15 protein-coding genes are annotated in these 12,848 nt (G+C 71.1%); 7 read left to right on the forward strand and 8 right to left on the reverse strand.

Annotation, left to right across the window (positions count from 1 at the left end):
• Positions 1-8: 8 nt before the first annotated feature.
• The 3 genes from RIC31_RS02685 to RIC31_RS02695 all read left to right on the forward strand — a co-directional run bounded on the left by RIC31_RS02685 (position 9) and on the right by RIC31_RS02695 (position 2,535).
• A complete protein-coding gene (locus tag RIC31_RS02685; RefSeq protein ID WP_350102707.1) occupies positions 9-509 on the forward strand; it encodes a CarD family transcriptional regulator in 501 nt (166 codons plus the stop codon).
• Positions 510-742: 233 nt separating this feature from the next.
• Positions 743-1,564 carry a hypothetical protein gene (locus RIC31_RS02690; RefSeq protein ID WP_350102711.1) on the forward strand — a complete coding sequence of 274 codons (822 nt, stop codon included), beginning with the start codon at positions 743-745 and terminating at the stop codon, positions 1,562-1,564.
• 86 nt (positions 1,565-1,650) lie between these two features.
• Positions 1,651-2,535, forward strand: a complete 885-nt coding sequence (locus tag RIC31_RS02695; protein WP_350102715.1) for an RNA polymerase factor sigma-32 — start codon at positions 1,651-1,653, stop codon at positions 2,533-2,535.
• 28 nt (positions 2,536-2,563) lie between these two features.
• Here RIC31_RS02695 and RIC31_RS02700 read toward each other — a convergent pair whose 3' ends face one another.
• The 3 genes from RIC31_RS02700 to RIC31_RS02710 form a co-directional block, all read right to left on the reverse strand.
• Positions 2,564-4,045 (reverse strand): M48 family metalloprotease, encoded by a 1,482-nt coding sequence (locus RIC31_RS02700; RefSeq protein ID WP_350102719.1) that lies wholly within the window; start codon positions 4,043-4,045, stop codon positions 2,564-2,566.
• A gap of 58 nt (positions 4,046-4,103) precedes the next feature.
• The gene (locus tag RIC31_RS02705) at positions 4,104-4,781 is read right to left on the reverse strand and encodes a thermonuclease family protein (RefSeq protein WP_350102724.1); all 678 of its coding nucleotides are present in this window, start codon (positions 4,779-4,781) and stop codon (positions 4,104-4,106) included.
• A gap of 294 nt (positions 4,782-5,075) precedes the next feature.
• Entirely contained in the window at positions 5,076-5,522 is a 447-nt protein-coding gene (locus RIC31_RS02710; RefSeq protein WP_350102726.1) for a Dps family protein, read from the reverse strand.
• A 127-nt stretch (positions 5,523-5,649) separates the two neighbouring features.
• On the opposite strand from RIC31_RS02710, the gene RIC31_RS02715 reads away from it, so the two are divergent.
• Together RIC31_RS02715 and pip are read left to right on the forward strand one after the other, a co-directional pair.
• The gene (locus tag RIC31_RS02715) at positions 5,650-6,582 is read left to right on the forward strand and encodes a LysR substrate-binding domain-containing protein (protein WP_350102729.1); all 933 of its coding nucleotides are present in this window, start codon (positions 5,650-5,652) and stop codon (positions 6,580-6,582) included.
• A 43-nt stretch (positions 6,583-6,625) separates the two neighbouring features.
• The gene (pip, locus tag RIC31_RS02720; protein WP_350102732.1) at positions 6,626-7,582 is read left to right on the forward strand and encodes a prolyl aminopeptidase; all 957 of its coding nucleotides are present in this window, start codon (positions 6,626-6,628) and stop codon (positions 7,580-7,582) included.
• A 148-nt stretch (positions 7,583-7,730) separates the two neighbouring features.
• On the opposite strand, the gene RIC31_RS02725 is transcribed toward pip, so the two are convergent.
• Together RIC31_RS02725 and RIC31_RS02730 are read right to left on the reverse strand one after the other, a co-directional pair.
• Positions 7,731-8,195, reverse strand: coding sequence for a DUF3237 domain-containing protein (locus tag RIC31_RS02725; RefSeq protein WP_350102735.1), 465 nt, complete (start codon positions 8,193-8,195; stop codon positions 7,731-7,733).
• 17 nt (positions 8,196-8,212) lie between these two features.
• Positions 8,213-9,940, reverse strand: coding sequence for a dihydroxy-acid dehydratase (locus RIC31_RS02730; RefSeq protein WP_350102738.1), 1,728 nt, complete (start codon positions 9,938-9,940; stop codon positions 8,213-8,215).
• Between the two features lie 177 nt (positions 9,941-10,117).
• Here RIC31_RS02730 and RIC31_RS02735 point away from each other — a divergent pair, with 177 nt between their 5' ends.
• Complete coding sequence (locus RIC31_RS02735) at positions 10,118-10,519, forward strand: hypothetical protein (RefSeq protein ID WP_350102740.1); 402 nt, start codon at positions 10,118-10,120, stop codon at positions 10,517-10,519.
• A gap of 10 nt (positions 10,520-10,529) precedes the next feature.
• Here the strand turns inward: RIC31_RS02735 and RIC31_RS02740 are convergent, their stop codons facing one another.
• Positions 10,530-11,192 (reverse strand): DUF4396 domain-containing protein, encoded by a 663-nt coding sequence (locus tag RIC31_RS02740; protein ID WP_350102742.1) that lies wholly within the window; start codon positions 11,190-11,192, stop codon positions 10,530-10,532.
• 69 nt (positions 11,193-11,261) lie between these two features.
• Positions 11,262-11,618, reverse strand: coding sequence for a hypothetical protein (locus RIC31_RS02745; RefSeq protein WP_350102745.1), 357 nt, complete (start codon positions 11,616-11,618; stop codon positions 11,262-11,264).
• A gap of 41 nt (positions 11,619-11,659) precedes the next feature.
• On the opposite strand from RIC31_RS02745, the gene RIC31_RS02750 reads away from it, so the two are divergent.
• Positions 11,660-12,379 carry a lysophospholipid acyltransferase family protein gene (locus RIC31_RS02750; protein WP_350102748.1) on the forward strand — a complete coding sequence of 240 codons (720 nt, stop codon included), beginning with the start codon at positions 11,660-11,662 and terminating at the stop codon, positions 12,377-12,379.
• Positions 12,380-12,389: 10 nt separating this feature from the next.
• Here RIC31_RS02750 and RIC31_RS02755 read toward each other — a convergent pair whose 3' ends face one another.
• On the reverse strand, positions 12,390-12,833 hold the full coding sequence (locus RIC31_RS02755) for a DUF2501 domain-containing protein (protein WP_350102751.1): 444 nt from the start codon (positions 12,831-12,833) through the stop codon (positions 12,390-12,392).
• Positions 12,834-12,848: the final 15 nt, after the last annotated feature.

The following is a 12,848-nucleotide window of genomic DNA, read 5'->3' on the forward strand; positions in this document are numbered from 1 at the left end:
AGAGCCCGATGACAAAGAAGAGCAGCGACTTCAAGACCGGCGATTTCGTGGTGTACCCGACGCACGGCGTCGGTGAGATCAAGGGGACGGAGACTCAGATCGTGGCCGGCACCGAACTCGATCTGCTGGTGATCGACTTCGAGCAGGATCGGATGACCCTGCGGATTCCGGTCGGCAAGGCCCGGACCAGCGGTCTGCGCCGGCTGAGCAGCCGCAAGCAGATGGACGCCGCCCTGCAGAAGCTGAAGGGGCGGGCGAAGGTGCGCCGGACCATGTGGTCGCGCCGGGCGCAGGAGTACGAGGCGAAGATCAACTCCGGCGATCCGGTGTCGATCGCCGAGGTGGTGCGCGATCTGCGGCGCTCCAGCAACCAGGCCGACCAGTCCTACAGCGAGCGCCAGATGTATCAGGCGGCGCTCGACCGGCTGGCCCGTGAGTTCGCGAAGATCGAGCAGATCGACGAGACCGCGGCGGTGGATCGTCTGGAAAAGCTGATGGACGCCGCCTGACCGACGCCGCGTCGGTCGATCGGGGTCACGAACAGGGGGCGGCGCTTCGGCGCCGCCCCGTTTCGTTGGTCCGTCCGGCCGCCGGAGCCCGACCGGGGCGGCGGGATTGATGCCCGCCACGGATTTGTGTCGTGCCGCGCCTGACGCCCGGAGCCGCCCCCCCCTTTCGCGCCCTTGGTCTGCCTGCTATCACCAGGGACCGAGACAACCGCGCCGGATCGCCACGAAACCGGATGCCGACCAGCAATCAGCCCGAGCCCGTCTCCGAGCGCTTCATCGATCTGTCGCGCGCCCGGCGGATATGGGCGGTCGCCGCCGTGCACGGTGACGCCGAGCGCCTGTCCGCCCTGCACGACGCCATCGGCGCCCGGTTCGAGGGCGGCGATCGGCTGATCTACCTGGGCGACCTGCTGGGTGGCGGCGATGTTCGGGCGACCCTGTCGGAGGCCCTGCGGTTCCGTCGCTCGGTGCTGGCCCTGCCGCCGCTCTATCTGCCGGAAGACATCGTCTACCTGCGGGGACGCCAGGAGGAGATGTGGCACAAGCTGCTGCAGATCCATTTCGCGCCGAAGCCGAAGGACCTGCTGCACTGGATGCTGGAGCGCGGCGTAGACGCCACCCTGCGGAGCTATGGCGGCGACCCGGACCAGGGCTTCGCCGCCGCCAACGAGGGCATGGTCGCCCTGACCCGCTGGACCGGCCGGCTGAAGGCGGCGATGCAGGCGGTCCCGGGCCACCATGCCTGGTTCTCGGCGCTGCGCCGCTATGCCCATTCCGGCCCCGGCGGCGTGTTGTTCGTGCATGCCGGGCTCGACCCGGCGCGCGCCCTGGCCGACCAGCGCGATGCGTTCTGGTGGGAAAGCGGGGCCTTTGCGCGGGCCGCCTCGGGCTTCGAGGGCTTCGCCCGGATCGTCCGCGGCTTCGACCCGGCCGGCGGCGGCTGGTCCGAGGACGGCGCCATCCTCACGATCGATGCCGGCTGCGGCAAGGGCGGGCCGCTGGTCGCGGTCTGCCTGGCGCCCGACGGAAGCCTGCTGGACCGCCTCGAAGCCTGACGACGGTGCCGGAGTGATCCGCCCGGCGTTCCGGTCCGTATGAGTAGCTAAGGCCGAAAGGCAAAAGCTTGGACAGGGGCCGGAATATGGGGCAGTACGGCGGGTACCATGGACAGGCGGCGGACGCCGCCTATGTGCGTGCCGCCATGCGCGAGCCGCTCCTGGAACGCGATCTCGAACTCGAGCTGGCCCGGCGATGGCGCGACCATGGCGACGAGCGGGCCCTGCATCAGCTCGTGCGCTCCTACACCCGGCTGGTCGTCAGCACGGCCGGCCGCTTCCGGCACTACGGACTGCCGGTCGGCGACCTGGTGCAGGAGGGCAATGTCGGCCTCATGCAGGCCGCGGCGCGGTTCGAGCCGGAGCGCGAGATCCGGTTCTCCACATACGCGACCTGGTGGATCCGGTCGGCGATTCAGGACTACATCCTGCGCAACTGGTCGATCGTGCGAATCGGCACCACGACATCCCAGAAGTCCCTGTTCTTCAACCTGCGGCGCCTGCGCGCGCGCCTCCAGGGCGCGGTTTCCGGCCCGATGTCCGACGATGCCCGCCGGTCGATCGCCACCAGCCTCGGCGTGCCGCTGCGCGACGTGGAGACGATGGAGCAGCGGCTCGGCGGCAACGACCAGTCGCTGAACGCCCCGGTATCGGAGGCCGGCGAGGACGACTGGCAGGGCCTGCTGGCGGACGATCGCCCCAGCCCGGAGCAGGTGGTCACCGGCATGCGCGACGCCCGGACCATCTCGGCCTGGCTGGCGGAAGCGCTGGCCGACCTCAACACCCGCGAGCGGATCATCATCGACCAGCGCCGGCTGCGCGAGCAGGGCGCGACGCTGGAGGAGCTGGGCCGCGAGCTGGGGATCTCGAAGGAGCGGGTCCGCCAGCTGGAGAGCCGGGCCCTGCTGAAGCTCCGCGAACGGCTGGAGGGCCGCATGGAGCGGCCGGCCGAGATGTTCGGGGACGCCTGACCGCCGCCCCCTCAGTAGGCTGGCGGCATCAATAGGAGGCGTATTTCACCAGGCTCCCCGGGGCCGGCTCCTCGTCCGGGGCGAGGCCGTTGAGCACTCGGAACCGCGCTTCGGCCTGCGGGCCCTCGGGCATCCACCGGGCCAGCCGGGCGACGGTGTCGCCCGGTCGCACGGTATGGATTCTGAGCCGCAGCGGGTGTTCCCGGGCGGCTTCGGCCTCGCTGATCCGACGGAAGCTGAAAGTCGTTCGCTGCAGCGCCTCGGTCTGCCGGGCGGTGCTGTCCGACGGCGTCGCGAAGACGAATCGGTAGATCGCGGCGCCGCCGTCGATCGCCACGAGCCTGAGATCGACCGGGCCGCTGTCGGTCCGGATCCGGGTGACGCCGGTGGCGCCCGGCATGCCGTTGACCTCGATGTCCGTCAGGTCGGCCAGCGCGAGGCGGGCGCCCCAGCGCCGCTGGACGTAGGCACGCATCGCCGCGCGCGATTCCGGCTTGGCCGAGTCGAAGATGATCACCGACCCGTCGGGTGCGCGGGCCTTCACCGCGCTGGTGCCGTTCACCAGGACATAGCCGGGCGGCACCGCGAACTCGAAGCGCAGCGTCGGATGCACGAACCGCCGGCCGCGCACATAGCCCTGTTCCGGCGAGTCGCCGTAGATCATGCCGTCGAGTCGCCGCAGATAGCCCTCGCGCTCCACGCGCCCGCCGCCCGGGCCAGTGCCGGTCGCGGCGGCCGCAGCCTCCTTCACCCGGTCGATCGTCCGCGGGTGGGTCGAGAGCAGGCTGAACTCGTCGGGATCGGCGGCGCTCCCGAGGATCTCCGCGTCGAGCTTGGACTTGTCGCGCAGCTTGCTCAGGAACGAGGCCATGGCGCCGGGGTCGTAGCCGTCCCGGGTGAGATAGCGCAGGCCCAGGGAATCCGCCTCGAACTCCTGCTCCCGGCTGTAGCTGCGCAGGTACAGGCCACCGATCGCGCTGCCGGCCTGGGCGACGCCGCTGTTCCCCGAGAGGACGCCGAGAAGCCCGGCGATCAGTTCGACACCGACCGCCCGGCCCTGCTGCTGGGCGCCGTGGCGGGCGGTGACGTGGCCGATCTCGTGACCGATGACGCCGGCCAGCTCGGCCTCGCTTTCGGCAAGCGCCATCAGCCCGCGGGTGACGTAGACATAGCCGCCGGGCAGGGCGAAGGCGTTCACCATCGGCGAGTCGAGCACCGTGAACCTGAACGGCAGTCCGGCCTGCTCCGAGTTGGCGACCAGGCCCGCGCCGAGTTGCGAGACGTAGGCCTGGATGGCCTGGTCGTCGTAGGCGCCGCCGAACTCCGCCAGGATCTTCGGATGCTCCGCGGCGCCGACCTTCCGCTCCTCCTCCGGGGACATCAGGGTAAAGACCTGCTGCCCGGTGGCCGGGTTGGTCGAGCAGCCGGTCAGGCCGGTGGCACCGAACGCGATGGCGCCGGCCAGCAGGACGACGGCGAACGGGCGGGGCAATCGGGACGGTGTCTTCATCGGTGCCTGTCGGTCCTCGGGTCACACGACATTCGAACGGACGATCTGGGAATTTCCGTCATTCCTCCAGCACTTCCAAGGCTTCCGGGTGGGTCAGCTCGATCATCGGGCCGTTCAGCGGGAAAACCCAGCCCCGGCCGCGCACCCGCAGGCCGGCCAGGTCGCCGAGGTCGATGCCGGCGCGGTCGAACAGGCGGCGGACGCCGGGCTGGGCCCGGAACGTGAAGTCGCGGCGCCAGTCGGGGCCGAAATTCAGATAGGCGGTCCCGCGGACCACCGCGGCGTCCACCACCCGGCCCTCGACGACCTGGACGCTGTCGAGGTCGCCCCAGGTCTCCGCCGGGTTGCGGATCCGGTAGAACCGGTTGCCCCATATGCCGCGGCGGGCGGCGCGCGCGGTTCGCTCGAGATCCAGCATTGCCACGGTGCCGGTGGCGGTGCGCGGCTGGGTGTAGACCCGCGCCAGTCCGTCCATCAGCAGGGCTGCCTGCAGCCACAGGCCGTCGTCGCGGACCGCATGGGCCAGGCTTCGGCCCCAGCGGTCGAAGCGGTCGGCCGGATGCCAGAGCGTCACCTCCCGGCCGAGCAGGGCACGCTCTGACGCGGTCGTCGCCTCGGCGGCCAGCGGCCATGCCGGGTGCTCGCCGCGCGCCGGTTCCGGGGCCTGGACTCCGGCGAGCCGCACCTCGGTCCCGCCCTGCAGGGCGAAGGCGTCGCCGGCGAGTACGGCGGACACCACCCCCGTCGCGCCGCGAGCCAGTCCGGCCGGAAGCGCCGGTCCGGGACGGCTGGCGGCAACGGCGGGCCCGGCCTGTGCTACCCCGGCCAGCACGAGGCCGACCAGGCCGGCCCCGACTCGACGCCGGGTCGGGCGGTATCGGACGGATCCGGGACCGGCGGTTTCGACGATCATGCTTCAGGATACCAGCATCCGGCGAGCGAGCGAGCGCCGGACACAGTCGCCTCCCGGGGACCGTCGCGGGCCGGACGGCGGGGAGGCATCGCCGTCCGGCCCGGCACCCGGTATGCCTCAGCCGCGAAGGCTGCGCAGCATCCAGGTGGCCTTGTCGTGCACGGTGACGCGGGCCGTCAGCATGTCGGCGGTCGACGGGTCACCGTTCTCCTCGGCGGTCTCGACGCCGGCCTTCAGCGACTTCGAGATCGTCTCGTTGCTGTCGATCAGGTCGTCGATCATCCCCTTGGCGTCGATCCCGTTCTTCGGATCGGCGATCTGGGCGATCTCCTTGAACGCCGCCAGTCCGCCCGGCGCCGGGGCGTCGAGGGCGCGGATCCGCTCCGCCAGCTCGTCGACTGCCGCGAACCCGTCCGTGTACTGCTCCTCGAACAGATTGTGCAGGCCGTAGAAGTTCGGCCCCACCACGTTCCAGTGGTAGGTCTGGGTCTTCAGCGCCAGGGCGAAGGTGTCGGCCAGGGCCTGTTCCAGCGCCTTGACGACGGGGTCGGTGTTGCGGGTCATCATGCCTCTCCTTTCGGGTCGTGCCGTCGGGACCGCCGGGGCGGGATCAACGGCTTCGGGACAATACGTAGGTGTTGGGATACCGTTATCCAATCGATTGGTCCGACTGGTTCGATAGGTTTGATCTATGACATTCCGGGGACTCTCCCTGCGTGACCTCGAGTATCTGGTGGCGGTCGCCGACCACGGTCACTTCGGCCGTGCCGCCGACGCCTGTCGGGTGAGTCAACCCTCGTTGTCGGCCGGGGTTCGCAAAGTCGAGGACTCGATCGGCGTCAAGGTGTTCGAGCGCACCAGCCGCAAGGTCATGCCGACCCGCGTCGGCGAGGAGGTGGTGCGCCGGGCCCGCGCCGTTCTCGCCGCCGCCGCCCGCATGATGGATGCCGGCGTCGAGTCGTCGGCACCGCTGGTCGGGACTTTCGCGCTCGGGGCGATCGCCACGGTCGGCCCCTACCTGTTCCCGCACGCCCTGGCGCCGCTGCGCGACGCCTATCCCGACCTCGCGCTCAGCATCGAGGAGGGGCTGACCGAACATCTGCTGATCCGACTGCGCGAGGGCGCGCTGGATGCCGTGGTGCTGTCGCCGCCGGTCGACGATCACGGCCTCGTCCTGATCCCGCTGTACCGTGAGCCCTTCCGGCTGGCGGTCGAGGCGCGATCGCCGCTGGCGACCGCCCCGACGGTGGCACTCGGCGAACTCGACCCGGCCGGTGCGGTTCTGCTGGAAGAGGGGCATTGCCTGCGCGATCAGGCGCTGACGCTGTGCAGGGCGAGCGGCGGCCGGCCACGCCACACCGCGATGAGCCTGGAGACCCTGAAGGCGATGGTGGCGGCCGGCGTCGGCTATAGCCTGGTTCCGGCCGGCGCGGTGACCGGGGACACCGACCATGGCGGCCTGGTCCGCTACCGGACGTTGCCGGACGACCGGATCGGCCGGACCGTCTCGCTCGCGTATCGCCGCTCGCGGGACCGGGTCGACGATGTCCGGCAGCTGGCGGCGGTTCTGCGCCAAAATCGCCCGCCGGCAACCGTCGCAATCGCCGGTTTTGACAATCCCTGACCGCCGCCCGATAACCACTGGCGGAGCGAATGACGAGGGTGCCGTGGCGCGCGACGACCTGTTTCCGGAGATCCCGTTCCGCCGCAGCGGCTTCCTCGACGTCGGCGATGGCCACCGGCTGTACTGGGAGGAGAGCGGCAACCCGGCGGGCACCCCGGTGGTGTTCCTGCACGGCGGCCCGGGTTCGGGCACCTCGCCGGCCCAGCGCCGGTTCTTCGACCCGCACGCCTGGCGGATCGTGCTGTTCGACCAGCGCGGCGCCGGCCGCTCGACGCCGCACGCTTCGCTGCGGGCCAACACCACGCCGCACCTGGTCGACGACATCGAGCGCCTGCGCGAGCATCTCGGGGTCGAGCGCTGGATGGTGTTCGGCGGCTCCTGGGGCTCGACCCTGGCGCTCGCCTACGGGCAGGCGCATCCGGGGCGCTGCCTCGGCTTCATGCTGCGCGGCATCTTCCTCGGCCGGCCCAGCGAGGTCGACTGGTTCCTGTCCGGCGTGCGCGCGCTCTACCCGGACGCCTGGCGCCGGTTCGCCGAGCTGGTGCCCGAGGCCGAGCGCGGCGACCTGCTGAGCGCCTACTGCGCCCGCCTGTTCGATCCCCGGCCCGAGGTGCACATGCCGGCGGCCCGGGCCTGGGCGCGCTACGAGGCGGCGTGCTCGGCGCTGGTACCGGATCCGCGGCAGCTCGCGGAGATGGAGAACGACCACCACTCGCTGGCGCTGTCCCGCATCGAGGCGCACTACTTCGCGAACCGGCTGTTCCTGCCGCCGGCCGGGCTGCTGGCCGGCATGCACCGGCTGGCCGGCCTGCCGGCGATCATCGTGCAGGGTCGCTACGACGTGATCTGCCCGATGACGTCGGCCGACGCCCTGGCGCGCGCCTGGAGCGGCGCGGAGTTCGTGGTGGTGCCGGACGCCGGCCACGCCGCCATGGAGCCCGGCATCCGCCGCGCCCTGGTGCGCGCGACCGAGCGCATGAAGACCCAGCTGGCGGCGTAGCGCCGGCTGTCGGCATCGAGGCGGCGGGTGGGTCCCGGAGCCGGGCGCTCACGCGCCCCCTCCGGAATGACGGATCAAATGGATCGTCATCCCGGAGAGTCCGCGTCAGCGGACGATCCGGAACCCACGAAGCGACGTCCGCCTGCCGCTAAAGGACCTGGAACACCCGGTAGATCGGCCCGCTCGGCTCGCGCCGGCCGGTGGCGATGAAGCAGGCCTTGTTCAGCCAGGCGTACTTGCCGTCGGCGGCGGTCTCGAAGAACGGCGCGGTCCGGAAGTACACCTGGCTCGGGTCGACCGGCTCGCCGGCCGCCAGCTTGGCCATGACGTCGGCCGGGCCGTGGCGCAGGCCCTTGTAGGTCATGTAGATCAGGGCGCCGTCGTCGGTCTCCATGGTCAGCCTGACGTCGAGCTGGGTGACCGCGTCGCTGCGGTTCAGGATCCAGTCGCCGCCGCCGTCCTGCACCGTGCCCTTCAGCCGCGGTCCCTCGAAGGTGCCGGCCGTCACCCGGGCGATCCGCCGGTCGCCGTACTGGGTGTTGCCGACCGCCGCCAGCGGCATGGCGACGCTGAGCCGCATCTCCATCAGGAATTCGGTCCGGATCTCGGACATAGTCTGGATCTCCCCTGTTATTCCACCGCCCGCAGGAAGTCGAAGTCGACGCCGCCGTCGGCCTGCAGCACGTGGTCCATGTAGATCTTGCGGTAGCCGCGCTTGAACTCGGGCTGGACGGCGGCCGGGTCCATGGCGGCGCGGCGCCGTTCCAGCTCGGCCTCGTCGACCAGCAGATCCAGCTTGCGGCCCTGGACCGACAGCCGGATGCGGTCGCCGGTGCGCACCAGGCCGAGCGGCCCGCCGTCGGCGGCCTCCGGGGTGACGTGCAGGATGATGGTGCCGAAGGCGGTCCCGCTCATCCGGGCGTCGGAGATCCGCACCATGTCCTTCAGGCCCTGGCGCGCCAGCTTCTTCGGGATCGGCAGGTAGCCGGCCTCGGGCATGGCGGCCGGGCTCTTCGGGCCGGCGTTCTGCAGCACCATGATGTCGTCGGCCTGGATGTCCAGGTCCGGGTCGTCGACCCGTGCCGCCATGTCGGCGAGCGACGAGAACACCACGGCCCGGCCCTCCTTCTCGAACAGGGTCGGGTCGGCGGCCGAGCGTTTCAGGATGGCGCCGCGCGGCGCCAGCGTCCCGAACAGCGCGACCAGCCCGCCCATGGCCTGGAACGGCTTGTCGAACGGCCGCACGATGTCGTGGTCGATCCAGCCGACATGGCTGTCGATCCGTTCGCCCAGGGTCTCGCCGGTGATGGTCATGGCGTCCAGGTGCAGCAGATGCTTCAGTTCCTTCAGCACGCCGATCAGCCCGCCGGCGGCGAACAGGTCCTCCATGTAGTGGGCGCCGGTCGGCTTCAGGTCGACCAGCACCGGGGTCTCGTCGGACATGGCGTTCAGCCGGTCCATCGACACCGGGATGCCGAGCCGGCCGGCGATCGCCGTCAGGTGGACGATGGCGTTGGTCGAGCCGCCGATCGCCAGCAGGATGCGCAGCGCGTTCTCCACCGACTTCGGGGTGATGATGTCGCGCGGCAGCAGCCGGTCCTTGCCGGTCGCGGTCGCCAGCTCCATCGCCCGCACCCCGGACGCCTCGGCGGCGCGTAGCCGGTCGGCATGGACGGCGGGGATCGCGGCGGTGCCGGGCAGCATGATGCCGAGCGCCTCGCCGATGCAGGCCATGGTGCTGGCCGTGCCCATCACCGCGCAGGTGCCGGCGGTGGTGGCAAGGCTGCCCTCGACCCGGCGGATGCCCGGCTCGTCGACCTCGCCGGCCCGGAACTTCGCCCAGAACCGCCGGCAGTCGGTGCAGGCGCCCAGCCGCTCGCCGTCATAGGGCGAGGTCAGCATCGGGCCGACGGCGAGGTAGACCATCGGCACGTCGGCGTTGGCCGCCCCCATGAGCTGGGCCGGCAATGTCTTGTCGCAGCCGCCGATCACCACCACCGCGTCCATCGGCTGGGCGCGGATCATCTCCTCCACGTCCATGCTCATCAGGTTGCGGTACATCAGCGAGGTCGGGTTCAGGAAGGTCTCGCCGAGCGAGATGGTCGGGAAGTCGATCGGCAGGCCGCCGGCCGCCAGCACCCCGCGCTTGGTCGCCTCGACCAGTTCCGGCATCAGCCGGTGGCAGTTGTTGTAGCCACTGCCGGAGCTGCAGATGCCGACCACCGGCTTGGCCAGCATGTCGCGGCTGTAGCCCATGGACGACGCCATCGAGCGGCGCAGGTAAAGGCTGAACTCGTTGTCGCCATAGTTGGTGAGCCCGCGGCCCAGCCCCTTCGGCGCCGGTGTGTCGTCGGTCATGAGCGTTCCTCCTGGCGCGATCCTAGGCGGTGCCGGATGCGCGGGGGAAGCCCCGAAGCCCGGTCATTGATGCCGGGTCGTCATATCAATTGTGGCCGCGCTCGGAGGACGGCACAATCAGCTGCAACTTATGCGGAAGCTGCCGGGCGCGCGGATCGGGAACATGGGGGATCAGGGATGACCGGACTACGCACCGCACTGGCCGTCGCCGTGCTGGGCCTCGCGGTCGCAGGCTGCACCAGCTGGGCGACCTCCAACGTGAGGCCGGTGGGCGCCGCTTCGGCGACGCCGGCCGCAGCCGGCCACCGACCGCCGGCCGCGTCGGAGATCGTGGTGACCGCCGGGGACTTCCCGAACCGGCCCTACGATGTGCTCGGTGATCTCGAGGTGACCGTCAACAAGACCATGGTGTTCTTCCCGGACCCGACGCCGGCGGACATCGACGCCAAGCTGCGCGAGCAGGCGGCGGCGATGGGGGCGGACGCCGTGATCCTGGTGAAGTACGGCAAGGTCGGCCTGTCCTGGGTCAGCTACGGCTCGCTCGACGGTTCCGGGCGGGCGGTCCGGTTCAGGCGGTGAGTGCCGGCCCTCAGGCGGCCCGGGCCATCTCGCGCGGGTCGTGCATGCCTTCCTTCACGCCCCAGCGGATCAGCAGCACGTTGACCGGATAGGCGGCGGCCAGCCCGGCCGTCAGCGAGACGATCAGGGACGCCCAGAACAGCGGCTCGGCCATGGTGGCGGACCCGGCGAGCACCAGGTCGACGCTCAGGGCGACGATTTCCATGACGGTGATCGAGGCCGTCTCGGAATAGAACGCGTCGCGCAGCGCCTCGCCGAGGCCGACACCCTCCTGCATCAACGGGCCGACGGTCAGCGCGAAGCCGGCCACATAGGCCAGGGCGAAGGTGGTGCTCACCACCCACCAGTTGCCGAGCGACAGCAGGCCGACGGTGATCACGATGCCGGTGATCTCGCCCAGCCCGCATCCGGAATAGCAGTGTGCGACCGAGCGGGCGCCGCGCCGCCAGACGCTGTCACGCCGGATCTGCTTGCGACCGGTCTTCCAGTAGAGCCACAGGCCGAGCGGCCCGGAATAGGCGACGGTGAAGACCCAGACATACTTCATCATCCCGGCGATTTCCGGGTTCCGGTGCGCCAGGTCGCGCAGCAGCACGGCCACGCACGCCGCCGCGAGTGTCGCCCAGGCGCCGACGAGCACCCAGCTGTCCAGGAGTCCTCGAACGGTTTCCATGCACGGTTGCCTCCTGCCCGTCCAACACGCCGACCGGCAGGAGGTTCCGCCGGGCGTCGCCGGCGGGCATCACCGGGGCGCATGCGCGCCGTACACCCGCTCCCGCTCCATCCCGTGGAACAGCGCCGCCTGAGGGCCCTGGTCGGGGCCGAAATACAGCCCGAGCTCCGCTGCCAGGCGGAAGAAGCCCGGGGCCGGCAGGCCGGCGCGCTTGGCCGACACCGCGACCGCCGCGAGCAGGGGCCGGCCGGCGGCATGGTCGTCGCGCATCAGCGCCTCCAGGGCGTGGGTGACCCGGTGGATGGCGCGCGGCGGCACGAGGCCGGCGGCGGTCGCCAACTCCAGGTAGGTCACGGTCGTGCCGCGGCCGGCGGCGTCCTCCAGGATCGGTCGCAGGCGATCGGCCAGGGAGATCGGATCGGTCACGGGATCTGGCGCTTTCTTCGGCGGCTCGCTATAGCCGAGGGATGATCGTCGTCCGCAGTACCCTGTTCAACCTCCTGTTCTACGGCTTCACCCTGCTGGTCGGGGTGCTGGGCCTGCCGTCGTTCCTGTTGGGGCGACGGGCGGTGCAGAGGGTGTCGCGGTTCTGGTCGGGCACGCTGGTGGCGATGGCCCGCGTGGTCGCCGGCATCGACGTCGAGCTGCGCGGCACCGAGAATCTTCCCAAGGGGGCGGCGATCGTCGCGGCCAAGCACCAGTCGGCCTGGGAGACGCTGTACTTCACCGAACTGCTCGACCGGCCGGCGGCGGTGATGAAGGAGGAACTGGTCAGGGTGCCGGTGGTCGGACCCTACATGCGGGCGATGGAGATGATCCCGGTCGACCGCAAGGCGGGTGCCTCGGCCCTGCGGCGGATGGTCGAGAAGGCGCGCGAGGCGACGGCGGCCGGGCGGGCGATCCTTATCTTCCCGCAGGGCACGCGGGTCTCGCCGGGCGCCAAGGCACCGTATCATCCAGGCACCGCGGCGCTGTATGTCGGCCTCGGCCTGCCGGTGATCCCGGTCGCCCTGAACTCCGGCATGTACTGGCCGCGCAATGCCTTCTGGAAGCGGCCGGGCAGGATCATCGTGGAGTTCCTGCCGCCGATTCCGCCGGGTCTGGACCGCAAGGCGTTCATGGCCCGGCTGGAGGAGGCCCTGGAGAGCGCGACCGCCCGTCTCGAGGCCGAGGCGCGCGCCGAGTAGTCCTGTCCGCTCAGCCGCCGAGGAAACTGGAGACCGCCCGGTCGGCGATGGCGCCGCACACCTTCTTGCCGACCACGTCCTTCAGCTTGCCGAGGTCGAAGGAGCCGCCGTCGCCGGCCTGCAGGACGCCGCCGAGCCCGCTCAGATAACCGCTGTCCCGGGAGGCCTTCTCCTGGCCGCCGACCTTGGCGAGCAGCCGGTCCTTCACCGTCGTCGCGGCGTCGGGCGCGTAGCCCTGCTGCTGGCAGTAGGCGAGGGCGCCGGCCGCGTTCTGCGGGCTGGCCAGCGACGTCGAGCCGGAGGCGAGGCCGCTCAGGAGCGACGCCCCGGTCGACGACTGGCCCGGGAGCGCGCTGCCGCCGAGCGTCGACAGGTCCTTGAGGGACTGGGCGGCGGCCGGCGCCGAGAGCGCGGCCAGGACCAGCAGGGCGGCGAGGGCTTCACGGGGCTGCATCGGGCTCTCCAGGCG

This window comes from Thalassobaculum sp. (assembly GCF_040219615.1).
GTDB lineage: Bacteria > Pseudomonadota > Alphaproteobacteria > Thalassobaculales > Thalassobaculaceae > Thalassobaculum_A.